The following is a 24,317-nucleotide window of genomic DNA, read 5'->3' as shown; positions in this document are numbered from 1 at the left end:
TCACAACTCAATCTGCATACCGTCCCACGATACTTCGATTCCGTGCGCCGCCAATTTGGCACGCTCCGGCGAGTCTTCGTTCAGGATCGGATTGGTATTGTTGATATGGATAAGGATCTTGCGGCTGGCGGGCAGGCTGTCGAGCAATTCGATCATGCCGCCTTCACCCGACTGGGCTAAATGCCCCATTTGCTGACCGGTTCGGGTACCCACTTCCTGACGAATCATTTCATCGTCGTGCCAGACTGTGCCGTCTACCAATAAAACATCGGCTTGCTGCATCCAGGCCCGGATGCGTTCGTCCGGCTGACCAAGGCCCGGTGCGTAGAGCAGAGATTTATTCGCAACACGATCCCGAATGAAAAGGCCAATGTTGTCGCCCGGGTGCGGGTTATCACGGCGGGGCGAGTATGGCGGCGCATTACTGAGCAACGGAATTGCCGTCAGCTCCAGTGAGGGTGCGCAAGGAATAGTGAAGGGATCTTGTTCCGAAGCATGGACTTCACACCAGTTGAGCCCGCCGTTCCAATGCTGAAGCATCTCGAACAACGGGAAACCGCTGCTCAGATCATCACGAACCTGCGGCGTGCACCATACATCGAGGGGCAGCCCCTCACGAAGAGATAACAAGCCGGTGGTGTGGTCGACCTGGCTGTCCATCAACACGATGGCAGAAATGCCGGTATCGCGTAGAGCTCGGGCCGGCTGCATGGCCGGGAAATCGGCCAATTGCGCTCGAATATCAGGTGAGGCGTTAAACAGTATCCAGTGTTCACCATCGTCACTGATGGCTATGGATGATTGGGTGCGAGCACTGGCATTGAGGCTGCCGTCACGGAACCCGGAACAGTTAGAGCAATTACAGTTCCACTGGGGAAACCCGCCGCCCGCTCCAGAACCCAGAATACGAATGTGCATACGAAACCTCCTGAGCCGGGATCAAACAGCCAGCCAAAGGCTGGCCATCTGTTACTCAGCGGTTAGCAAAGTACATGGTGACTTCGAAACCGATGCGCAGGTCTTCATAAGCTGGTTTGGTCCACATGATGATCACCTCTTGTCATGATTATTAGTGCGTTGCATGTATGTATCCGCACCCTTGGAAAGCCGAAGGGTACGATTTCATGCTAATGACAGAGGACCACTATCCATATGGTACTTTGGAACTGTTTTAGACCGCCTTAAAGTAGCAGCGCTTTGGCCCGCAGGTTCAATTGAGACTCCCCCGCAGGCACCTAACATGAGACAGATACAATAATAATGTCAGGAGAAGTCTTATGGCCGGGCGCTTGTTGCTCATCATCTTGATGGCATTCCCTTTATCAGGGCATACCGCGGAGGTACCTCAGGAAACCAAAGAGGTTATACAGGCGCTGTTTCCTTCGGCAACCGTCATTGAAGACAAGCTGCCCGACTTTCCCGTTTACCCGGTGTACCAATTGCAGGAGCTATTGGGCTACGCCTACGTCTCCACGGACTTCACCAAACTTCAGGGCTTTGCCGGAAAGCCGATCACCATGATGATCGGACTGGACACCAAAGGCCGCTTCACCGGGGTGAAAGTTCTGCACCATCACGAGCCGGTCTTCCTCCACGGCCTGGGCGAAGCGCCACTGACCGAGTTTGTGAACCAATACGAAGGCAGCGCCCTGACCGAACAGATCATCGTGCAGGCTTCCAGCCGTTCGGCGCGCAGCAACACCGGCGATCAGGTGTACTTCGACGGGGTCAGCAAAGCGACTGTTTCGGTGCTGATTATCAACGACACCATTCTTTCCTCTGCGCTTCAGGTGGCTCGAAACAAGCTCGAAGGCTTTACCCAAGCAGCCCCCACACAAGCCCGGCAAGATTTCTATGAGCCACTGAACTGGCAGCAGATGCTGGAGCGGGGTTACATCAACAAAGTCATCATTTCTTCGGACGAGGTCGAAGCGAATCTCGGGCGCCCATTGTCGGACTACCCCATGGATCTCGAACCGGAGCCCGGCGAACCTTTTACCGAACTGTACTATGCCTACATGAACTCACCGATGGTGGGTCGCAACCTACTGGGCGATCAGGCCTACGCATCATTCCTTGAGCGCCTGAACGACCAGGGCAAGGTGATGTTGCTTATGTCCCGAGGGGTTTTCCAGCATGTGAGCCCGGACTTTGTCCCCGGCAGTACCCCCAGCCGGACGGGGCTGAATCAGGGCCAGCTGGCCATCGAGCTACGGGATCTGAACTGGCTGGAAACCGGGCAAACTCTTGCCGCACCCGGAGCCCCCGTCATGGACGCGATGAATCTGTTTCGAGTGGGCGGAAACGCCGGCTTCAACCCCGGCTCCGAGGCCAGCTTTCACTTGGACGTTGCTCTACCACGCAATCACCTGATCACTGATAACGCCCGTTTCACCATGCCCGTTGCGTTTGCCGATGAGCTGTTTGAAACGGTGGAGGTGCAAGCGGATCCGCGCCAAAATCGCGAGCCGGTTTGGGTTGGTCTTTGGAAAGAACGCTGGTGGCAGATCGCTTTGTTAGTGGCCGCTTTGTCGGTACTCACGGTATTTTTTGCCCGCCAGAAAACCCTGACCCGCCACCCGAAACTGGTGCACCGGTTCCGCTGGGGATTCCTGTTCTTCACGGTATTCTTTATTGGCTTTTACGCTCAAGGCCAGCTGTCTGTGGTTAACATTTATACTCTGTTCCTGGCGCTGTGGGACGGTTTTTCCCTAAACGTGTTCCTGCTGGACCCGGTCATTTTCATTCTCTGGATTTACACCTTCGCCACTCTGTTTATCTGGGGGCGCGGTTTGTTTTGCGGCTGGCTATGCCCTTTCGGAGCGCTGCAAGAAATGGCGTCCTGGCTCGGACAAAAACTCGGTTTGCGCCAGGTTAAAATTCCGGAACACTGGCATCGCCGGCTCATCCTGCTGAAATACCCGATTCTGCTGACGCTGGTCGGTACCGCTTTCTATTCATTAACACTCGCAGAACAGTTGGCCGAGGTCGAGCCGTTCAAAACCAGCATTACCCTGCACTTTGTACGGCATTGGCCCTTCGTAGCGTATGCCGTCGCTCTGCTGGTCATCGGCATGTTTGTCCATAAATTCTACTGCCGATACCTGTGCCCGCTAGGCGCCGGGCTTGCTGTATTGGGGCGTTTCCGTCTGTTCAGCTGGCTGGATCGGGTCAAACGATGCGGACAACCGTGCCAGCACTGCAAGAACGAGTGTGGCATCAATGCCATCCGCAAAGACGGTCGGGTGGATTACGATGAGTGTATTCAGTGTCTGGAGTGCGTGGTGATATTACGTGACCAAAACCAGTGCGTGGATGCCATTGTTCGCAATAAACAACAGCAAAAACAGGCAAGGATTCTGGCCACGGATGCTACAACACGCCAGACCTCAGCAGCGCATTGAAACGGCTGCCGGGGTTATTCGGCTACTGGGATGACGATGCGCCCACGAATGGTTCCGTCCATAAACTGGCCAGCAGCCTCGATGGCCTCATCAAGCGGCACTTCGGTGATCATGCTGTCCAGCAGTTCCGGGGAAAGGTCTTGCGCCAGCCGCTCCCAGGCCTCCAGGCGGTCTTTTTTAGGTGCCATGACACTGTCGACACCGCACAAGGTAACGCTCCGGAGAATAAAAGGCGCGACCGTAGCGGGGAAGTCCATGCCAGCAGCCAGCCCGCAAGCCGCGACAACGCCCCGATACTTCATGCCAGCACACACGTTGGCCAGAACCTGACCGCCAGCGACATCAATCGCGCCGGCCCAGGTTTCCCGAGTCAGCGGCTTACCCGGCCCGCTCAATTCCGCCCGGTCCAGAATCTGTTTGGCGCCCAGGGACCTCAGATAGCTTTCCTCTTCCGGCTTGCCGGTTACGGCCGTCACCGAATAGCCCAGTTTGGCCAGAATCGCAACGGCAACGCTGCCGACACCACCGGTTGCGCCGGTCACCAGAATGTCGCCGGAATCCGGTGTGACGCCGTGTTTTTCCAGCGCCAACACGCACAACATCGCGGTATAACCTGCGGTGCCGATGGCCATGGCCTGGCGCGCTGTAAACGATTCCGGCAGTGGAATCAGCCAATCACCTGACAAGCGCGCTTTCTGAGCAAGGCCACCCCAATGTTTCTCACCTACGCCCCAGCCGTTGAGCACTACTTCATCACCGGCTTTAAACTCCGGGTTGGATGATTCGGTGACCACACCGGCCAAATCAATGCCCGGAACCATCGGGTAGGATTTCGCAATCGGAGCAGTGCCAGTAATCGCCAGTGCATCCTTGTAGTTCAGTGTGCTGTAGGCAACATCGACGGTGACGTCACCTTCCGGCAACCAAGCCTCGTCAATGGATTTCAGGGACACTTGCTGGTCGCCCCGGCTGCCTTCCATCAAAATACCTTTGAACATATTGCCTCCAACGATTCTGCATTGTGATTTGAATCAGACTGCTTGCTTTAGCAACCACGCACCAACGCCATAAAACCGTTGGCAAACTGCTCTAGCGGTTGCGAGGACTGCTCGAGCTTGGCGCGCAACACCGCGCCCTCCCAACCAATCCAGAAAAACTGTGCCATCTGCTCCGGTACCAAGTGCTCGGGAACCTCCCCCGCCTGCCGGGCTTCTTCAAGTACCCGGGCTATCCGGGCTTCCCAATCCCGGAATACGTCACTTAGCAGGCCACGAAAACCTTCCGGCAGCGCCGCCATTTCCTGCCCCATATTTCCGATAAGGCAACCGCGCCTGTAATCGAACTTTTCCATGCCAACCTTGGCGTCCTCCACAAAAGCCTGAATTCTGGCTAGTGGTGCCAGGGAGCTGTCCGCTAACGAACGCTCCAGCTTGTTGGCGAAAAACAGACCGTAGGCCTCAATCAGCGCTTTACCAAAGGCTTCTTTGTTGTCGAAGTAATGGTAGAAAGAGCCTTTGGGCACCTTGGCCTGGCGCAGAATTTCATCAAGCCCGGTGTAGGAATAGCCCTTTTCTGTTAACGCCGCCAGCCCCACCCCGATCAACGCCTGCCGGGTGTCCTGATAACCCTCACTCTGGCTTTTAGGGGGGCGCCCACGTTTACGCTTAACTGGAACAGTGTCCACATACCCTCCGACATTTTAGACCGATCGTCTAATTAATATCAGAAATATTACGACCGATCGTCTATTAAATCAACAAAAAAAGGCCCTGGGATGGGGCCGAAAGAGAGGCAAATCTAATCCCGCGCTCCTAAGAGCAACCCGGCAAGCTCCGGGTTAAACAAAGGCACAATCCCTGTGCGGTCACACGAAAACGAGGCCTGTATGAACAGGCCCCCACTGCCGCTTACAGATCAGAAAAATCCGAGAGGGTTAATGTCGTAGCTGGTCAACATGCACTTGGTCTGCTGATAGTGTTCCAGCGCCATCTTATGGGTTTCACGGCCGATACCAGACTTCTTGTAACCACCGAAGGCCGCATGAGCCGGATACGCGTGGTAGCAGTTCATCCACACCCGACCGGCCTGAATGTTGCGCCCCATTCGGTAAGCCAGGTTGGTGTCACGAGTCCAGACGCCAGCACCCAGGCCGAACTCGGTATCGTTGGCAATTGCCAGCGCCTCTTCCTCAGTCTTGAAAGTGGTAACTCCCACCACCGGCCCGAAGATTTCCTCCTGGAACACTCGCATCTTGTTGTCGCCGTGGAACAGAGTCGGCTGAATGTAAAAGCCGTTGTTGAACTCACCTTCAAGATGCTCTCGGTCGCCACCGGTGAGCACCACCGCGCCCTCCTGACGACCAATTTCCATGTACGACATGATCTTGTCGAATTGCTCCTTGGAGGCCTGAGCCCCCACCTGCACATCGGTATCCAGCGGGTTGCCACGCTTGATGGACTTGGTACGTTCAACCACCTTTTGCATAAACTCTTCGAACATATCTTCCTGGACCAAGGCGCGGGACGGACAGGTACAAATCTCACCTTGGTTAAAGAACGCAAGGACCAGGCCTTCGACACATTTGTCGACGAACTCCGGCTCCGCTTTCATTACGTCGGAGAAGTAAATATTCGGGGACTTGCCGCCCAATTCAACGGTCGAAGGAATGATATTTTCCGCCGCGCACTTAAGAATATGGGAGCCCACGGGCGTCGACCCGGTAAACGCAATCTTGGCAATGCGCTTACTGGTAGCCAGCGCCTGACCGGCTTCAATGCCGTAGCCATTCACAATGTTGATCACGCCTGGCGGCAGTAAATCGCCAATAAGTTCCATCAGTACCAGAATACTGGCCGGTGTTTGCTCGGCTGGTTTAAGCACCGTGCAGTTGCCTGCAGCCAAGCACGGGCCCAGCTTCCAGGCGGCCATCAGCAGCGGGAAGTTCCAGGGAATGATTTGGCCGACCACGCCAAGCGGCTCGTGAAAATGGTACGCAACAGTGTTGTGGTCGATCTCCCCCATGTGCCCTTCCTGAGCTCGCAGACACCCGGCAAAGTAACGGAAGTGGTCCGCTGCCAGAGGAATATCAGCGTTCAAGGTTTCACGAATCGCCTTACCATTATCCCAGGTTTCTGCGACCGCGAGCGTTTCAAGATTGGCTTCAATACGGTCAGCGATTTTCAGCAGAATATTGGAGCGCTCGGTGGGTGAGGTCTTACCCCAGGCTGGCGCAGCTTTGTGCGCAGCATCCAGCGCCAATTCAATGTCCTCAGCGCCGGAACGCGCTACTTCGCAGAATACTTCGCCAGTGACAGGGGTGATGTTCTCAAAGTACTGCCCCTTCACCGGCGCTACCCATTCACCACCAATATAATTTTCATAGCGGGATTTGAATGAAACAACTGAGCCTTCTTTACCGGGTTGTGCGTAGATCATGACGTTGACCTCTTTTGTTGTGTTTGTCGCGAAGTAGCAAAGCCGTTCACGCTTACCTGTACAATGTAATAGTGACACTCTGATCCGGGAATGATTCGTTAGAGGGGAACGGCTGGTACCTTGGTAGTAGATGTTCTGAAGCAGTTGGTTTTGGAGGGTAAAAAAAGGGCCGCACGAAGGCAGCCCAAAGAGACACGGAAACTCAGATCAATTGGCCGCAACGCGATCTTTCGGCAGCTTGAAGGTCCAGACCATACCGCCTTGGTTGAAGTTCTTGACCACCTTGGCGACCTCGCCACCCCATAACGGCACAGCACCACCCCAGCCGGAGAGAACAGAGACGTACTGTTCGCCATCCATAGTCCAAGTCACCGGGGTTCCAACAACACCGGAACCGGTATTGAATTTGTAAAGCTCCTCACCGGTTTTGGCGTCAAAAGCTTTCAGGTAGCCTTCCGGGGTACCGGTGAATACCAGATTACCGGCAGTGGTCATGACGCCACCCCATAGAGGTGCAGGGTTCTCATAACGCCAAACTTCTTCTCCGGTCTTCGGGTTCATGGCCCGAAGCACGCCAATATAGTCCTCGTTAGCAGGCTTGATGGTAAAACCTGCCCCCAGGAATGCCGCGCCTTTCTTATAAGAAACCGGCTCGTTCCAGATGTCCATAGACCACTCGTTCGACGGTACGTAGAACAGTTCGGTTTCAGGACTGTAAGCCATGGGCATCCAATTCTTTCCGCCCAGGAAAGCAGGCTGAGCGACGACTGTTTCGCCCTTACCGGCCTCAGCCCCGGATGGATCACCGGGCCGACCATTCTCCGCATAAATTGGTCGGCCTGTATCTGGGTCCAGCCCCTCCGCCCAGGTAATCTTGTCCACAAACGGAAATCCACGGATAAAACCGCCATTCTCGCGATTGAGCACGTAGAAAAAACCATTACGGTCTGCGGTCGCAGCGGCCTTGATGGTCTTCCCGTTTTCTTTCAGGTCAAACGAGATCAGCTCGTTTACGCCATCGTAATCCCAGCCATCGTGGGGCGTGGTCTGGAAGTGCCATTTGATGCTTCCATCGTCAGGATCGATGGCCAAACGAGAGGATGAGAACAGGTTATCTCCCGGACGCAGGTGAGAGTTCCAGGGAGCAGGGTTACCGGTACCAAAGAACAGCGAATCCGTTTCTTCATCGTAGGTGCCACCCAGCCAGGTTGCTGCGCCGCCATTTTTCCACATATCGCCCGGCCAGGTTTGCCCTGCCTTCCCACCGGAAATGCCATTCTCTATTTTTTTGCCATCCCGGTAGACATACCCCATATGACCCTCGACAGTGGGGCGAGTCCACACCAAATCACCGGTATTGGCATCGTAGGCTTCGACCTTGCCGACAATCCCGAATTCACCACCCGACACACCCGTGATCACCTTGCCCTTAACAATCAAAGGCGCCGCGGTAATCGCGTAACCGGCCTGGTAATCTGCCACTTTTTTTATCCACATCGGCTTGCCGGTGTCTTTGTTCAAGGCCACGAGCTTTGCATCCAGTGTGCCGAAGATCACCTTGTCGCCATACAGTGCCACGCCCCGGTTCACCACATCGCAGCAAGGCATGATGCCGTCTGGCAAACGGGCATCGTACTGCCAGATTTCCTCGCCGGTTTTCACATCAATCGCATAAACCCGAGAATAGGAGGCGGTTACATACATTACGCCGTCTTTGATCATGGGCTGAGCTTCCTGCCCCCTCATTTTCTCCCCGCCAAAAGCAAAACCCCACACTGGCTGCAGGTGCTTCACGGTGTCTGTATTCAGGTCAGTCAGCGGGCTGAATCGTTGACCTTGCAATCCCATACCGTAGCTAACGATATCATCGGTGGTCTCGGCATCTCTCAAAATGTCTGCATCAGTGACCGCGTGGGCGCCGCAGGACACGGCCAACGCCAATGCGCTGATCGCAATGCGAATCCCGAATTTGTTCGATCTCATGGTTGCGCTCTCCTAGTCTGTTGTTGTCAGTTGCGAGCCGAACCGGGAAGTTTTCCCGACCCTGAACTGATTTTTCGCAAAGACCGCAAGATCAACAATTACCCCCACGGACAGGTTTTCTCATCACTTGGTAGTACGACCGCCTCTATTCCTGCCCCTCGGCGCGAGCGACCGCTTCCTCGCTCAGAAAACTCCGGTAGTAACCCGGAACGCTGTACGCCAAGTCCATGCCACCGAACAGTTCGTTCAGAGCTCCCTCGGTTACCAATCGGTTCACTATGGCCTCGATCGCATAACCAAGCTGCCGATGGGTATGCTTGATCGCCATTCCCACGTCCCAAACCTGCTTCACAAGACCGGGAAAGCCATTCTGCGCCGCCACAAACCCTTCGTTCTCAGGCTTTGCCAGCTCATGGTCAATCTCCGCCCGCATCCCCATGACCGCACGGACTTCGCCCTGACGCATAGCTTCAAAGGCGGCCCTGACGTTGGGGTAGTGGCGCACCTTGTTACGCATGCGACCTCCCAGAGCCGAACTGAGATAAAAGTCCGGCAGGGTATCAATCTCGACACCGATAGCGTGGTACTGGAACACCGCAACTGTATCCACGACATCGAGCGTTTCCGGGTCATATGCTATCTGCCAGGTTTCCTGCTGATAGGGGCCAAACAGCACCACCTGCTCGTTAATATATTCTCCGGTGGAATCCTGCATGTAGGCATATTGTTTGTCGTAGGGCACGCGCATCATCACATCGGCCAGGCGCTGCTTATCCAGATAATGCCCCTTCCATACGTTGTTCCGAAGATCATCCCCCAGCTCTTCGTCCGGGATGATCCAGTGCACACGAAACTCCACCCCCATTTCCCTGGCGATCAGTTTGCCGAGCTCAACATCAATACCGCGGGGCTCGCCCTCCTCCTCATAGGAGTAGGGCGGAAAATCCCGATACACCCCAACTTTCAGGTAACCAGACTCCAGAATAATGTCGTAAGTACGATCGGACGGCCGGTTCAGCAGTTCATCGCCATCGTCGACCTCCTGCCCCGAAGCGGTCAGCGACAACATAAAAGTGATCACAAACGTAAGGATTATTTTCATTATTGGTTTCCCCCAACGACCAAGAGCCGGCGCAGGGCCGGCTCTGTTCAGAGCGATTCGATAGTCATGGTGTTACTCAGGCTTAGGCAGAGACTCAACATAGGTCCGAATGGCCCACATTGCGCTCTGATCCATACTTTTCTTCCAGGACGGCATGCCCCGATCCGTGCCGTTACGCACTCGGGTGATGTAATACTCATCGTCCCACTCAGTGAGCTCCCGCAAATCAGGGGTCAACCCGCCGGACATGGCACGAATACCGTGGCAACTGGCACAGTTACCTGCGTAAGCACTCTCACCGATCTTCACGGCTTCGTCCTGAAACTCGCCCAGCTCGTTGCCTTCACGGAAGGGATTTTCCATATAAATTTCGTCACCGAGAGCCGGCAGGTTGCCAGTATTTACCGGCTGCGGTGTCACGTTGCCATGAGCCATGGCCAAACCAGCAGCACCTGCCAGCACGGCGGCAATAAACGATGTGATTAAACGCGGCATTGTCATTGTTACTACCTCTGTTTGGTTGCCCCTACGTTGGCTATTGGATTTGTCGTTTACCAACTCGCTGCCAAACAGTTTATGAACCTGCGCCGTTATTACGTATGCCACTTTGGGATTTTCGAGCTAGTTCCTTGGTAGTAAGCGATCCGAGCAAGAGCGAGATCAAAAGACCCCATATTTCCGGACATAAGCCCGCCTGCTGATTTGATCGAAAGATAATCGAGGCCTCCATTTACTCACAAACGTGAAATTTCCCGGCAGACCGTCGTATTTTTTCCACTTGGAGGCACTGAATAGACTGACTCGTTGCTTAAGCTGGTTCCATTTCACAGGAATAGTCCTTTAGTACCGGCATATTCCTACTTTATGAATATTTCCGGGACGATTTCCCTCTCATAAGCTGGGAACAAAACAAGATCCGGGAGAAACCCATGAACGGCTTAAACCGACACAGCCTGATAAAAGCCTTCTCAATCGGCACTCTGGCGGGTGCACTGGCAGTCGCTACCCCTGCCTCTGCTCTGGACATTCGCATCGGTTATATCCAGTTCGTTCCGGATCAAGGACCGGTGCTTTCCAATGTCATACCGGAACCGGAAAATGCCGGCGCCATCGGCGCGGAACTGGCAGTAAAAGACAACAATACAACCGGAAAATTTCTGGGCCATAACTACACTCTGGAGACCCGTGTGGTTGACTCCGAAGAGTCTGCCCTGCTCGCCTTTACCGAACTTCAGAACACCGACATAGATCTGTTCGTTACCCGCGTTCCTCGAACGGTTCTTGGCAACATCAGCGAACACGCTGACGACGACACGCTGCTGTTCAATGCGGGAGCAAAGGACGACAGCCTCAGAACCCACGCCTGCCATGCCAATCTGTTACACACTATGCCCAGCCACGCCATGCTGGCCGATGCCCTCGGCCAGTGGTTAAGGCAACGACGCTGGCAAGAGGTCTTCCTCATTACCGGCCCAACAGAAGGAGATCAGGCCTGGGCCGCTGCCTTTCGCCGTGCCAGCCTGCGCTATGGCCTGGACATTGTGAAAGACAAACCCTGGACCTTCGATGCCGACCTGCGCCGGACCGCGTCAAAGGAGCTGCCTTTATTCACGCAAGCTAGCGACTACGATGCCGTCGTCGTGGCCGATGTCCGGGGCGACTTTGGCGAATACATTCCCTTCAACACTTGGCTGCCACGCCCGGTTGTCGGCACTCAGGGCATGATGCCAGTTGCGTGGCACAGGGTGGTTGAAAGCTGGGGCGCGGCCCAATTACAGAGCCGCTTTACCGAACTCTCCGGACGTGACATGACCAACGAAGACTACGCGGCCTGGGCCGCTGTTCGCGCCATTGGCACCGCAGTGACCGCCATCAGCAGTTCAGAAGTCCAAGCCATCAGAACCCTACTGTTCAGCGATAACTTCGATCTTGCCGGCTTCAAAGGCCGAAAACTCAGCTTCCGGGACTGGAACGGACAGCTGCGCCAGCCCATCCCTCTGGTACACCCACGGGGGTTAGTAGCCCAAGCGCCATTCGAGGGTTACCTGCACCCCACCAGCGAACTGGACACCCTTGGTTACGACAGACCAGAAAGCAAATGCCGGATCAACAACTGACCGCACCGGCGGCAGCGATCACAACAACAAGGAGTTACCCATGAGAACCGCGTTTACTCAAACAATACTGGCAGCCATGATCGGACTATCAACACCCGCTCTGGCCAGTCTGGCTTACGTTTCCAACGAGAAAGACAACACCCTTTCAATCATTGATACCGAAACTCTTGAGGTCGTAGACACTATCGATGTCGGGCAGCGGCCCCGCGGCATACTGTTGTCCAAGGACTCCAGCAAACTCTATATCTGCGCCAGTGATGATGACACGGTGCAAGTCTTCGATCTGGCTACCCGTAAGATCATCGATACCTTGCCCTCCGGAGAAGACCCTGAGCAATTCTCATTGCACCCCAACAACAAGCATCTTTACATCGCCAATGAAGATGATGCCATCGTGACGGTCGTGGATGTTGAGACCAAAGATGTTCTAGCGCAGATTGATGTTGGCATCGAACCCGAAGGCATGGCGGTTAGCCCAAATGGCAAATGGGCCGTAAACACCTCCGAGACCTCCAGCATGCTGCACTGGATCAACACCAAAACCTTTGAGATTGAGAAAAACATCGTCATTGGCCAGCGCCCGCGTCATGTGGAATTCAGCAAAGACAGCAAGATCGCCTGGGCCTCGGCTGAAATCGGCGGGACGGTTCACATCATAGATGTGGATAAACTGGAACAAACCCATGAGTTGTCGTTCAAGGTTCCCGGGGTCAGCCCGGATCGCGTTCAGCCGGTTGGCATTGAGCTCACGTCCAACGGCCAGTACGCCTTCGTCGCTCTGGGGCCTTCGAATCACGTTGCGGTAGTGGATGCCCAAACCTACGAGGTTCTGGATTATCTGCTGGTCGGCAGCCGAGTATGGCAACTGGATCTGGACAAGGATGAGAAACGCCTCTACACCACCAACGGTGTCTCAGGTGATGTTTCAGTCATCGATGTCGATGCACTGAAAGTCATCAAATCCATCAAAGTAGGCCGCTACCCCTGGGGTGTGGTGGTCGATCCGAACTCATGACTGTCGAGGCCATTAACCTTAGCTTTCGCTACGGCGACAAGACGGTGCTCGATGAGGTCAGTTTCACACTGACCTCTGGCCGCTTTCACGCCCTGTTAGGCCCCAATGGCGCAGGAAAATCGACACTTTTTGGACTGCTCACCCGGCTTTTGGCTCTGCACCAAGGGGATATACGACTGGCCGGGCAATCCCTGCAGAAACAGCCGGCCGAGGCCATGCGCCAGATTGGCGTCGTGTTCCAGCAGAATGCTCTGGACTTAGACCTGACCGTGAGCCAGAACCTGCACTATCATGCCGCGCTGCACGGCCTGTCCCGCAAGGAAGCACGTACGCAAGCAGCGCTTGAACTGGAACGTGTCGGCCTGCAAGACCGGGCCAACGACACCGTGCGCACACTCAATGGCGGCCATCGCCGGCGGGTGGAAATTGCCCGCGCACTGCTGCACCAGCCTTCTTTGCTGTTACTCGACGAGCCCACCGTCGGTCTGGATGTCGCCAGCCGCAAAGCCATTAATAACCATGTCCGAACCCTCTGTGAACAGGATGGCCTGACGATACTCTGGGCCACTCATCTAATAGAAGAGGTCCGCGAGGAAGATCAGGTGCTGATCTTGCATCAGGGCCGACTGCTGGCCAATGGCCTTGGCCAAACCATCTGCAAAGCCGAGGGTACCTCGAATCTGGCTGAAACCTTCCACGCCCTGACAGGAGCCGGATAATCATGAAAGCTGCTCATTATTGGCACTGCTTTATCGGCATTCAGACCCGAGAATGGCTGCGGTTCTGGCAACAACGCACTCGTTTCACCAGTGCTCTGGTGCGACCGTTGCTATGGCTGGTTGTGTTCGCCGCCGGCTTCCGAGCGGTGCTGGGCATTTCCATCATTCCGCCCTACCAGACCTACATTACCTACGAAACCTATATCGCCCCTGGTCTCTGCGGCATGATCATTCTGTTCAATAGCATGCAAGGGGCCTTGTCCATGGTCTACGACCGGGAGTTGGGCAGCATGCGGGTATTGTTGATGAGCCCTATGCCACGGCCTTTCCTGCTGGTCACCAAGCTACTGGCCATGGGAGTCGTGTCGATCGGACAGGTTTATGTGTTCCTGTTGCTGGCACTTCTGGTGGATGTCGAGCCTCCGCCGTGGGGCTATCTGACCGTGTTACCCGCACTGATTCTCAGCAGCCTGATGCTCGGTGCCTTTGGATTGCTGATCGCCACTTGGGTTAAGCAGCTGGAGAACTTCGCCGGGGTAATGAACTTTGTCATTTTCCCGATGTTCTTTATGTCCTCGGCATTATATCCGCTGTGGCGTATGAGCGAAGCCAGCCCTTGGCTTTACTGGGTCTGCCAGTTCAATCCGTTTACCCACGCCGTAGAAGCCATCCGGTTCTCGCTCTATTTGGAATGGAACCCCATGGCTTTCGGTATCACAACCGGTGTCACTGTCGTTCTGACGTTACTGGCGACCGCAGGTTTCCGGCCCCATCGCACCAAAATACTGGGCACCAAATCAACTTGATCGGACAATGACCCAAACTTGTTCAACTCTGGGCTATCGGAGACAGCCTCCTACCTGCGCAACGCCAAAGCCGAAGGCCTCAAAAGCATAGTACTTTAGTGCCAGTTTTTTGGTGCGATGGTCGCATTCAACCCGAGACGCGGATGGCGTGTAATGACACCATCACAATAATAAACAGTGAATCGAAACCCTCTCCGGTGATTCTCTGTAACGGAGGCCGCCATGCTGAACAAGCTCGATGCCGCACTCTCTTCCGAAAACCGTTATCATAATTCGGAAGCCATCCCTCATAATGAAAACAAACAGGTAGAACCGCCCATGGAGCCGGCTTACAAGATTCTGATTGCCGACGACCACCCGCTCTTCCGGGAAGCCATCAGCAGTGTGATCGCGTCTGGCTTTGAAGGCAGCGATATCCTTGAAACCGCGGATCTGGACAGCGCTCTCGAAATCACCCGAGAGAATGACGATCTGGACTTGATCCTGCTAGACCTGAACATGCCAGGCATGCACGGGTTGAATGGGCTGATCACACTGCGCAACGAGGCGCCCACCATTCCGGTGGTGATTGTCTCTGCGGAAGAAGACAAGCAAGTGGTGCTTCAGGCGATCACTTATGGCGCGGTCGGTTTTATTACCAAATCGTCTCCCCGTCCCCAGATGACGGAAGCCATCCAACAGATATTGAATGGCAATGTCTATCTACCCTCAGACATCATTCGTACCGGCAAGGAAAGCACGCAGCGGCGCACCCGCAGCGAGGAGAACTTGATTTCGCCGGAACTGCTGAACTCCCTCACTCGCCGCCAACTGCTAGTCCTGGAGCGCATGGCCAAGGGCGAATCCAACAAGCAGATTGCCTACAACCTCAACATCGCAGAAACCACCGTAAAAGCACATGTATCTGCAATTCTGAGAAAGCTCGGCGTTCATAACCGGGTACAGGCCATTCTGTCGGCAGGCGATGTGGACTTCAGCCAGTACCTCAAACGCTGAAGACGGCCAGCCGTACCCGCCGGCGTTTGACCTCAACGGCGAATAACATGGTTGAGTACACTCCGCAGCTTCAAGGGCTTTACCGGTTTGTTCATCAACAGATAACCCAGCTCACGAATGTGCTGTTTCAGTTCATTGCTGTAGTTCGCAGTTATCATCAACACCGGCGCAGGTTGTGAGCGCTGGCCATTAATCACGGCAACGGCATCCACGCCGTTATCATCGTTATCCAAATGATAATCCGCCAGCACCAAGTCTACCGGAGCACTGGCGACATCCACCTGTGTTTCCAGATCGTCGGCGGATACCGCGGTAATGACCTGGCAGCCCCAGCCTTCGAGCAGGGTTTTCATGCCTTGGCAGATAGCCAGATCGTTATCGATCACCCAAACTCTGGCGCCGACCAGGCCACTGTCGTGCACCACTGGCTGAGGCCTTGGCGAAGCTGGCAGCCTGTGCCGGCGTTCACCAACAGGCACCCGAACCGTGAACACCGAGCCCTTGCCTTCCACCGACGACACCGAGACCTCGTGGCCTAGCATACGGGCAATCTTGTCCACGATAGCCAAGCCAAGCCCCAAGCCTTTGTCGGCTGTGGCGCCATTGGGACGAATCCGTTTGAACTCCTGAAAGATCTCGGTGAGTTTGTCGGCTGGAATGCCCGGGCCAGAGTCCCACACCTGCAGCAGCACATGGTCAACCTGACGACGACAACCCAACAGAATCCTGCCTTGCCCGGTATAACGAATGGCATTGGTCAGGAAATTCCGGAGGATGCGTGCCAGCAATTGAGAATCGGATCGCACCACCGCGGAGCTGGGCACAAAATCCAGCTGCAGCTTCTCAGCTGAAGCCATTTGCCGGAATTCGCGGGCGATATTATTGAGCAGATCACGAAGATCAAAAGCGGTGACATCCGGTGTAATCACCCCGGCATCCAACTTCGAGATATCCACCAGCGTGCCCAACAGATTCTCGACATCGTCCAGAGAGGTGCTGACCGAGCGCACCAGTCCTTCGGCCTTCGGCCCGAAACTGTGCTCCAATAAAGCACTGGTGAACAACCGGGCGGCATTCAGCGGTTGCAGCAGATCATGGCTAACCGCAGCCAGAAATTTGGTTTTGGACAGATTCGCCTGTTCGGCTTCTTGCTTGGCTTCCCGCAGCCGTGCTTCCACCGCGGAACGCTCGGCAATTTCCTCTCGAAGTTGCTGGTTCAAGCCGGTCAGTGCCGCAGTGCGCTCTCGAACCCGGTGATCCAGATCATCGTAAGCCTGCTCCAAAGCAATCGCTGTCTTACGCCGATCAGTAATATCTCGAATCAAGACAAAGAAACCGGTCACCGCTCCGGTATCATCACGATTTGGCACATAAGATCGCAACATAAAGCGTTGCTCACCGTGCTCGCCCGCTTCCTCAAATTCAAAGTTCACGCTGCGCCCGTCCAGCACTTCCAGAATCTGAGGCAGCAGACGCTGGTAAAACTCGTCAGAATGCACTTCCTCTAGGCGCTTACCCAAAGGCGACACGCCATTGCGACCGTACCAGGCCAGATAGACCTTGTTGCAAAATTGAACCCTGAGATCTGCACCGACATAGGCAATCAACGCCGGCACATGGTCGGTGACCACCCGTATCCAGCGTTCGCTTTCCTCCAGAGCCTTGATGCGTCGGGTCATTTCACTATTCTTAACATCGGTGATGTCAGAATACAGCACCACCAACCCACCTTCCCGGGTGGCCCGTTCGGTCATCTGCACCCAGCGGCCGTTCGAGAGCAGGAAGAGCACGCCTTCAGCATCCTCCTGACGATGCTCCTCCACAACCAAACCGGAACTCTCAGCCAGAGCCTTCACCGCGTCTATATGAGTGCCCGCTTTCGGCACCGGCACACCGGCATGGCGCCAGTAACTCCGGAAACGGCTGTTGGTCTGAATCAGGCGGTGATCACAATCAAACAGTACGAAGCCATCTGCAATATTTTCAATGGCATCGCTCAAGCGCTGCCTTGATGTCTCATCCTCTTCCCGAGCACGGCTAAGTGCTTTATTGCTCGCCTTAAGTTCATCCATGGCTAGATTCAGGGCTTCCGTGCGCTCTCGCACCTGCTCCGCAAGAATCACCGAGTGTTCGAAGGCCGCATAGGGCGCTGGCTTATGCCCCGCACCAGATTCCACACGAACAATCAGAGCATCTCGGATACTTCGAAGCCGCTGATTCTCCGCTTCCAGCTCGGCAATCCGGCGGTCTTTATCATCCGAGAGGGACTCCCCGCTCGCACTAGCCAGAGAATTCAGGCTGACCAATGACCACCCCCGTAAACGTCTGGTTTATATGCATTCCGTTGAATTGTTCTCCGTAGGAGTTAAAACCGACCACTTTATGTTCCCGGAGAAACGCTGAAACGGCATCCAACTGCCCGGTCAGTTCGGCCTCCAGACGCCGCAAAAAGCAGTCACAGGCTAGCGTCACCAAGGGCTTACCAACTACTCGCTCGGAGGCATCAAGCTGTGCCCGCACACTCTCAAGCAACGAACCTGGAGTCATAGCGGTCATCACAATGCCAGTCTCAACCGCGCAGTAAAACGTGAGGCTGCCATCCGGGTTCACCCGCTGTACCGAACGAACGAAGTAATTACCCCCAACCCGGACCCCCAAGGGCTGCAGCGCAAACACCTTGCGGTCAAGTTGATCAACGTCAACGCCGACGGTGCGGGCGTATACCTCAGCCGCAGGCTCTGCGTTCAACTCAAAGACAGTACGAGTCTCTGGACAAGCTCGGGTTACCACCAGCTTCTCCGCCTGCTCCTGCATGTGGTGCGTCGAAAACACTCGAAAATCCAGCGGTGTATTTACCAGCATCACCGTTGCTGCGCTGCTGTGAAACCGCCCATCAAAGAACACATGGGTGCCATCCAAGCGCTCATCGTCTCCGGCAGAACCACCAAATTGGGGTATAGAACCCAAAGCCGCATTCAGGGTTGCCAGGACCAGCTCTTCGCGACTCGAAAGGCCGTCAAGCATAGTAATCGCAAAGGTATTGCCTTTTACGGGCGCCAAACGGGCTTCACGACAAGTATTAAGCAACCGGTCAATCACGCTCTGCGCGTTCTGCAGCGTGAAGCCGTCAAATTCATCAATCAGCGCGCAATCGATAGCAAAATAGCGGGCATCAAACCCCAGCGCGCTGATGCAACCTCGGTCATACCCCTGCTCGGTGATCTCTCCCGCAGACGTACAGCCATAGACACGCGCATCCGGGAACGCCGTTTGAATGGCCGGTCCAAGACGTTCCAGATCAAATTCAACAGAGCAAAAGAACAGCACGCACCCGAGGTTTTCATGCTGAAGCTGCTCGGCAAGATGCGCAGCGGCAAGCTCTGGTTCCCGTATGCTGACGCTGGCGGTTCGGATCGCCGGTTCCTGATTGTCTGCGTGCATTGAAAGGGCCCTTGGGCAACGGGGAGATTGCTCCGATTCTACGCCGATGCCAGAACAGGGAAATTCGACTTCAGTGCTTTTTATTGGTTCGCCAAAACGGTGATAAACCATTGATTATTAACCCAAAAAACCAATGACCGGTGACGCAGCCTGGTTTCGGCACAAGAAAACCGGCACTTTAGTCGGAAAAACAGGCGGGTGCCGGTGCCAGAACTGGCACCGGCCCGGCAGATCAGAAGGTTACAATCGCGCCCACAGCCAGGGTGTCAGTATCGACGACGGTGACATCCGATGACTTGGTTTTCTGCTCAAACAGGTTGTATTCCGCCACCAGTTTGAAGTTGCTATTGACGTCGTGGAATACTGCAAACGAGGTGTTCTCGGTGTCAAAATCGCCCTGCTCAGAATCCGTTTCGCCATAAGACACCACAAACCGGTTCGCGCCCAGAGTGTATGAACCCTGCAGCAAGTAACCATCCGCATCGTCTTCTGACGCCAGATCGGCATCGCTGATCAACACCGGCACATCCCCTTCCGATTTAAAACCGGACGCAGTCACTGAGAAACCCGCTACCGCTGCTTTTAAACCATAACCGATGCCCCGGCTGTCAATTTCCGTTGTTGCACTCTCTGAGCTCTGGTGACGACCATTTAACCAACCGGTCAGAACTAATCCATCAACATCAACACTGTAGGTAACCTCTGCTTCAAAACGAGGAAGCGATTGTTCAGAGCCCGCACCGGTTGTATTGGCCGGTTCAAAGATACCCGCAGCCACCTTCAAGCCACCCATGTCCGGTGATCGATAGGTAATCTGTGCGGAAGGGTTTGGGTAGGGATAACCGGTGCGGATATTACCGAAAGAGACCCCCGTCGCCGCGCCGGGAGAACCAAACCCCATCAGTAATTCATCAAGGAAAATATTGGAACGAGCATACAGCCCGAAATCCTTACCGATCAGCACCTGACCAAAGTCACCATCAACCGTCGCATATAGCTGCCGCACATCAATACTGGTGTCAGTGGGCGACTGCAGGCTGTCATTAATGGTGCTCCAGAAAGAAGAACGGCCACCAAGCGTCAGATCCCCTACTTCCTTACTGAAGTTGAAGCCGATGGTGTTGGGCAAAAAACCCATTTTGACGTCGGAATTCCGAACATCACCAACCTTGTCATCACGATTCACATAAAAGGCATTGAAATAACCATCAACGGAAAAAGCGGTTCCATCCTGATTGTAGATCTCAACGGCTGCCTGAGCCCCCGCGCTCCCACCCATCACTGCGGCTACCGCAAGTACCAACCCTGACTTTCTCATTTTATTGTTCATACATCCCCCGGTTATTGTTTGAAATCTGGGATCAGGAGCCGCCGCACGGAACAGCAGCTCCAGGCACAATTGCGTGCCAGAGGACCATAGTCAGTGAATAGAAAGTTAGAGAATATTGTTCGTGAGAGCAGGTTGCCTGCTCATTTGGGAGGCATGAAATATGGAACTTTCGACTTACGACTCGCCCGAAAGTTGCTCCAATTCAGACAGACAATCGTCTAAAAACTCATCAGGCGCCGCCAAAACAGCTTCATCGGCCACCACACCAAACTGCACCTGATCGGCGTAACTGACAACGCTCACACCCAAGCCGATATCGCCGGCCTGGGGCACCCAGAACATCTGCTCTTTAATGGCGCAACCGCCCAGGTACCGAGTTTCCGGCGTGCCTCGCACATTGGAAACCACCGCAGACGCTTTGCGGAAAAACAGCTCAGCCAGCGGCTTTCTACCGACTTCCGGCAACAGCGGAGCACACGCCGTCAGGCCCCAGGCAAGGCCCGGCTGAATACTTTTTTTCAGTTTTCGGGTTTCATGCTTCACGCGGAACAAGCGCTCCAAGGCGCTTTCCCCATCAACGGGCAGCGGCACGAAGACCGTGCCGAAGCAATTGCCAAGTTCACCGGCTTCCGGTTTTATACCTTTCGGCATCTGAACGCGAATATCCACAGGCACCGCTGCGTGCATCACGGCGTCGTTGAGCTGCTCCGGGGTCATACCGAGTTTGGGGCGAACAGCGGCAGCCACGCAGGCCAACAACACATCGTTGATGGTCGTATGGGTGGCTTTGGCGATCTTTCGGAAGCGCTCAAGTTCAACCGGCGCCGACCAACTGCAGCTTCGGCGCCCAAGCAGAGGTTGCTTAAGAGCAGACGGAGTGTCTTCTTCCTCGATCAGAAACTCACTGATCTTGTGCACTAGACGTGCGCCACTCTGTACCGCTTTGCCCATCTGTTTTTGCGCCGAGCCTGTGCCAGCACCGGGTATACCGGCAGCACCCAGCTGAGCCAGCATAGAGCCCAACCACTGCTGAGCCGTTTCCGTCCATTGGCCAAGCTTTGGCACTTCCGGCGCGCCGTATAAAGCGGGGTACTGTCTCGGAGACGACGGACACAACTGGTCGAAGACGCCCAAAAGTGACAGGCCATCGGCGTAACAATGATGAATTCTCAATAGCAGCGCCGCGCCACCTTCTGCGTTTGGCGCCAGCCAAAACTTCCAAAGGGGACGATACAACGGCAAAGGATCGTTCAAGCGTGCGGAAACCCAGTGTTTTAACTGAATGGGGTCAAACCGATCCTGCACAACATCTAAGTGGCGAGCATAGTTAAAGGTGGGATCTTCCTGCCAATACCAGGCAGGCGCACGCCAGACGGGGCGATAACGAAAACGCTCCCAAGCAATCCAATACACGCTTAGAAATTCCCGGAAACGTGCGACCGTAAGGTCTTCAACCCGAAGCATAACGGTAATGGTCATCGGGTTATCCGGCTGTTCCAAAGCCAGCCAGGCCGAATCCGAAGGCAGCATAAGATGCGATTGCTCTTGGCTCAAACCTGTAGTTCCCCAGTGAATGTCTTATTATAGTGAGTTCCACATTGTGCCAGAGTCAGGGTACCGTCTCCATATTCTAACCACCTCACACAATTACAAAAAATTACGTTACTCTATGGTTTCACTCTATACTGGACATATCGCTTAGTGCGATTGTTATACAAACGACAGTCGAGCACGCAATTGGCCTAAAATCTTCCTTTATGTGGGCAACCGTGCCACTCCACACATAGAACAATCGCGATACAACTGGAACACAGGCTACGAACAACCAAACAATAAGTAGCTGTGCCGGGAGAAACAGACAATGAAAGCCAGTCACATACGCAAATTGATTAAACCGATCGACATCGCCTATTCCGAGATGTTCTCCGGGCGGGTTTATCGGGTCGGCAAAGGCGCGGTGTCCACTCGCAACCATAGCAGTGCTGCTGAGCACACGGTTATTGGTGTGCACGGCTTTCTAGAAAATCATTGTTACTTCACTCAGACCTACGACGCACCAACAACCGAACTGATTCTGCTGACGTGCAGCAACTACCACATTCCGGTTAACGGCGTGACGCCTGAAAAGGCCGAATGGGAAGTCCCCATCAAGTATCTGGAAGGCACCATCGAGTATGATGCCTGCATTCTGAACCAGGCGTTGCAGAACTTGCCCACTACCCGCAACATTCGCATCCACGGCCATTCCCGCGGCGGTGCGGTCATTCTGGAAGCGATTCGCCAATGGCCCGAGCTGTACGAAGATGTTGAAGTTGTTCTGGAAGCCCCGGTTCTGCCGCAGGGCAAGCTGCACGCGTTGGTCACAACCCTGCTCGAGCCTGTCAGTCACGGCATGTGGCCTTGGATCATCCGGTTGATCAACAGCGCCCCGCAATCGGCCTACGGCCAGACCTTTTTTGGCAAGATGAATCCGCGAAAACGCCAACTCCTGAGCAAACTGTTCTGTGCCACAAAGGATCACCTGACCATTGTGCGTAACATCGAAGACATTATGGAATGGATGGATCGTACGGATTGCTCGGTGTATCAGCACATTCGCTACGGCACCTTCCTGATTCCCGCAACCGACCGTGTTCTCGACCGCACCGCCATGCTGGCCAGCGCCAGAACCAGCCCGACCACCATGCGAATTGTCGAAACCGAGGCACCTAGCCATTTCGTCACGCTCGACAGCACTGAGTGGTTACCTGACTTCGAACCACTGCCGAAGGCTGCTCAGGCCTGATTAAAGCCCGCACGCGGCGGGTGCGCCCGCCGCGCAGCTTCGCTAAACTGAGTGTTTTTCAGTTCAGCTTAGTGGAGCCTTGGCATGTATCGTGAACGCCTGATCGCAACGGAAGTGCATACGGAAAATGCACACAGGCTTAAACGTCTACTGCTCGAATACCACGATTTTCGCCAGCTCAAATCAAACCATCCACTGCAGGATGACACTCTCAAGCTTGCGGATTGGCAGGCCGCACGCCTGAAAATGACCCATCAAGACCTCTACCACCATCCGGGGTACCACACGGGGCTGGAATTCCTGCTATCTGACCTTTACGCACCCGCCGGCATGACTCGCCGCGACGACAACGTTGACCGGATTTTCCCGAAGATGGTGAAGTGGCTGCCCGACCACCTGCTTGGTACCTTTTCCGGGCTAGTAGAACTGAACTTGGTCACCCAAAGCCTCGACCTCGAGCTGGCCGAGTGGTTTCATGAAAACGACCGGGATACCGAACAAATCACCGCCGAAGATTGGTGTGAAGGCTACCGCGCCAGCGGCCAGTTAGAGATTCGCAAGCGCCAATTGGAACTGGTCTCGACCACGGGCCAGCAGATGGATCGCTACGTGCGTAATCGCAGCTTAGGGTGGTTACTGTCGATGACCCGAGGTGCCGCTGAAAGAGCAGAACTGGCCGACCTGCACGGGTTTATACACCGCGGCTATACGGCCTTCCGAAAAATGGACAAAGTAGACGTGTTGATAGAGCGCCTGATCAGCCGGGAAAAGCGGGTAATGGAAAACGTACTGGCAGGCCACCCGGAGCCCTTCTCGCTATCGGGTGACCTGTAATTTAGCTTAAGCCTTAGTGATCTGATCCAGCTGAGCGTGTATTTCCTGCTCGATGCGGGACTTAAAGGGCCGGAGCATCAAACCCAATTCCAAGTGAATGTGCAGGTCGGATTCAGCAATGTTGAGCTGGCCTTTCACGCCACTGCGCTTGAACTTAAGCTGATCGCCTTCCCACAAGTAATTCACATCAAACTTCTGCGATAGATCTTTGGCCAAGGTTTCAGCCGCATCGCGAGCGTGTTCTTTGTCCAGTTCATGGGCACGGTGGATATCAATAACAGACATGAATCAGTTTTCTCAGCTATTTGGAAACGGTTTTACAGTGTAAGCCGGTAATAAACTTGTAGCCA

At 54.7% G+C, this 24,317-nt stretch carries 21 protein-coding genes; 8 read left to right on the top strand and 13 right to left on the bottom strand.

Translation table 11 applies throughout. The annotated features are described in order from the left end of the window. Together pqqB and pqqA are read right to left on the bottom strand one after the other, a co-directional pair. Nucleotides 1–918, bottom strand: coding sequence for a pyrroloquinoline quinone biosynthesis protein PqqB (gene pqqB / locus ACNQ6O_RS02165; protein ID WP_418051603.1), 918 nt, complete (start codon nucleotides 916–918; stop codon nucleotides 1–3). 55 nt (nucleotides 919–973) lie between these two features. Beyond that, nucleotides 974–1,045, bottom strand: a complete 72-nt coding sequence (pqqA, locus tag ACNQ6O_RS02160; protein WP_007153157.1) for a pyrroloquinoline quinone precursor peptide PqqA — start codon at nucleotides 1,043–1,045, stop codon at nucleotides 974–976. A gap of 232 nt (nucleotides 1,046–1,277) precedes the next feature. Between pqqA and ACNQ6O_RS02155 the strand changes: the two genes are divergently transcribed. After that, on the top strand, nucleotides 1,278–3,404 hold the full coding sequence (locus tag ACNQ6O_RS02155) for a 4Fe-4S binding protein (RefSeq protein ID WP_418051602.1): 2,127 nt from the start codon (nucleotides 1,278–1,280) through the stop codon (nucleotides 3,402–3,404). A 14-nt stretch (nucleotides 3,405–3,418) separates the two neighbouring features. On the opposite strand, the gene ACNQ6O_RS02150 is transcribed toward ACNQ6O_RS02155, so the two are convergent. From ACNQ6O_RS02150 to pedF, 6 genes are all read right to left on the bottom strand, one after another. After that, nucleotides 3,419–4,402, bottom strand: a complete 984-nt coding sequence (locus ACNQ6O_RS02150) for an MDR family oxidoreductase (protein ID WP_418051601.1) — start codon at nucleotides 4,400–4,402, stop codon at nucleotides 3,419–3,421. 47 nt (nucleotides 4,403–4,449) lie between these two features. After that, the gene (locus ACNQ6O_RS02145; RefSeq protein ID WP_418051600.1) at nucleotides 4,450–5,088 is read right to left on the bottom strand and encodes a TetR/AcrR family transcriptional regulator; all 639 of its coding nucleotides are present in this window, start codon (nucleotides 5,086–5,088) and stop codon (nucleotides 4,450–4,452) included. Between the two features lie 230 nt (nucleotides 5,089–5,318). Then, on the bottom strand, nucleotides 5,319–6,839 hold the full coding sequence (locus ACNQ6O_RS02140) for an aldehyde dehydrogenase family protein (protein ID WP_418051599.1): 1,521 nt from the start codon (nucleotides 6,837–6,839) through the stop codon (nucleotides 5,319–5,321). 207 nt (nucleotides 6,840–7,046) lie between these two features. After that, nucleotides 7,047–8,822, bottom strand: coding sequence for a PQQ-dependent methanol/ethanol family dehydrogenase (locus tag ACNQ6O_RS02135; protein WP_418051598.1), 1,776 nt, complete (start codon nucleotides 8,820–8,822; stop codon nucleotides 7,047–7,049). Between the two features lie 145 nt (nucleotides 8,823–8,967). Further along, nucleotides 8,968–9,924 (bottom strand): substrate-binding periplasmic protein, encoded by a 957-nt coding sequence (locus ACNQ6O_RS02130; protein WP_418051597.1) that lies wholly within the window; start codon nucleotides 9,922–9,924, stop codon nucleotides 8,968–8,970. 72 nt (nucleotides 9,925–9,996) lie between these two features. Next, entirely contained in the window at nucleotides 9,997–10,425 is a 429-nt protein-coding gene (gene pedF / locus ACNQ6O_RS02125) for a cytochrome c-550 PedF (protein ID WP_418051596.1), read from the bottom strand. A gap of 428 nt (nucleotides 10,426–10,853) precedes the next feature. Between pedF and ACNQ6O_RS02120 the strand changes: the two genes are divergently transcribed. The 5 genes from ACNQ6O_RS02120 to ACNQ6O_RS02100 all read left to right on the top strand — a co-directional run bounded on the left by ACNQ6O_RS02120 (nucleotide 10,854) and on the right by ACNQ6O_RS02100 (nucleotide 15,577). After that, nucleotides 10,854–12,041, top strand: a complete 1,188-nt coding sequence (locus tag ACNQ6O_RS02120) for an ABC transporter substrate-binding protein (RefSeq protein WP_418051595.1) — start codon at nucleotides 10,854–10,856, stop codon at nucleotides 12,039–12,041. Nucleotides 12,042–12,081: 40 nt separating this feature from the next. Then, nucleotides 12,082–13,056 carry a YVTN family beta-propeller repeat protein gene (locus tag ACNQ6O_RS02115; RefSeq protein ID WP_418051594.1) on the top strand — a complete coding sequence of 325 codons (975 nt, stop codon included), beginning with the start codon at nucleotides 12,082–12,084 and terminating at the stop codon, nucleotides 13,054–13,056. Next, nucleotides 13,053–13,775: an ABC transporter ATP-binding protein gene (locus ACNQ6O_RS02110; RefSeq protein ID WP_418051593.1), complete on the top strand. Its 723-nt coding sequence runs from the start codon at nucleotides 13,053–13,055 to the stop codon at nucleotides 13,773–13,775. Before ACNQ6O_RS02115 ends, ACNQ6O_RS02110 begins: the two co-directional genes overlap by 4 nt. Nucleotides 13,776–13,777: 2 nt before the next feature. Then, nucleotides 13,778–14,581 carry an ABC transporter permease gene (locus tag ACNQ6O_RS02105; RefSeq protein WP_418051592.1) on the top strand — a complete coding sequence of 268 codons (804 nt, stop codon included), beginning with the start codon at nucleotides 13,778–13,780 and terminating at the stop codon, nucleotides 14,579–14,581. A gap of 318 nt (nucleotides 14,582–14,899) precedes the next feature. Then, entirely contained in the window at nucleotides 14,900–15,577 is a 678-nt protein-coding gene (locus ACNQ6O_RS02100) for a response regulator (protein ID WP_417522352.1), read from the top strand. Nucleotides 15,578–15,609: 32 nt separating this feature from the next. On the opposite strand, the gene ACNQ6O_RS02095 is transcribed toward ACNQ6O_RS02100, so the two are convergent. From ACNQ6O_RS02095 to ACNQ6O_RS02080, 4 genes are all read right to left on the bottom strand, one after another. Beyond that, on the bottom strand, nucleotides 15,610–17,883 hold the full coding sequence (locus ACNQ6O_RS02095) for a NahK/ErcS family hybrid sensor histidine kinase/response regulator (protein ID WP_418051591.1): 2,274 nt from the start codon (nucleotides 17,881–17,883) through the stop codon (nucleotides 15,610–15,612). After that, entirely contained in the window at nucleotides 17,858–19,018 is a 1,161-nt protein-coding gene (gene nosP, locus ACNQ6O_RS02090) for a nitric oxide-sensing protein NosP (RefSeq protein ID WP_418051590.1), read from the bottom strand. The genes ACNQ6O_RS02095 and nosP overlap by 26 nt, the downstream gene beginning before the upstream one ends. A gap of 232 nt (nucleotides 19,019–19,250) precedes the next feature. Then, nucleotides 19,251–20,348, bottom strand: coding sequence for a porin (locus ACNQ6O_RS02085; RefSeq protein WP_418051589.1), 1,098 nt, complete (start codon nucleotides 20,346–20,348; stop codon nucleotides 19,251–19,253). 174 nt (nucleotides 20,349–20,522) lie between these two features. After that, on the bottom strand, nucleotides 20,523–21,902 hold the full coding sequence (locus ACNQ6O_RS02080; protein WP_418051588.1) for a WS/DGAT domain-containing protein: 1,380 nt from the start codon (nucleotides 21,900–21,902) through the stop codon (nucleotides 20,523–20,525). Nucleotides 21,903–22,209: 307 nt separating this feature from the next. Here ACNQ6O_RS02080 and ACNQ6O_RS02075 point away from each other — a divergent pair, with 307 nt between their 5' ends. Together ACNQ6O_RS02075 and ACNQ6O_RS02070 are read left to right on the top strand one after the other, a co-directional pair. After that, a complete protein-coding gene (locus ACNQ6O_RS02075; protein WP_418051587.1) occupies nucleotides 22,210–23,133 on the top strand; it encodes an alpha/beta hydrolase in 924 nt (307 codons plus the stop codon). An 84-nt stretch (nucleotides 23,134–23,217) separates the two neighbouring features. Then, nucleotides 23,218–23,967 carry an FFLEELY motif protein gene (locus tag ACNQ6O_RS02070; protein WP_418051586.1) on the top strand — a complete coding sequence of 250 codons (750 nt, stop codon included), beginning with the start codon at nucleotides 23,218–23,220 and terminating at the stop codon, nucleotides 23,965–23,967. Between the two features lie 6 nt (nucleotides 23,968–23,973). Here ACNQ6O_RS02070 and ACNQ6O_RS02065 read toward each other — a convergent pair whose 3' ends face one another. Next, the gene (locus tag ACNQ6O_RS02065) at nucleotides 23,974–24,252 is read right to left on the bottom strand and encodes a polyhydroxyalkanoic acid system family protein (RefSeq protein WP_133007361.1); all 279 of its coding nucleotides are present in this window, start codon (nucleotides 24,250–24,252) and stop codon (nucleotides 23,974–23,976) included. Nucleotides 24,253–24,317 lie beyond the last annotated feature (65 nt).

It is taken from the genome of Marinobacter sp. SBS5 (assembly GCF_048285575.1).
Taxonomy (GTDB): Bacteria; Pseudomonadota; Gammaproteobacteria; order Pseudomonadales; family Oleiphilaceae; genus Marinobacter.
The sequence above is the reverse complement of the archived record's forward strand: the minus strand, read 5'-3'. Positions and strand labels throughout refer to the sequence as shown.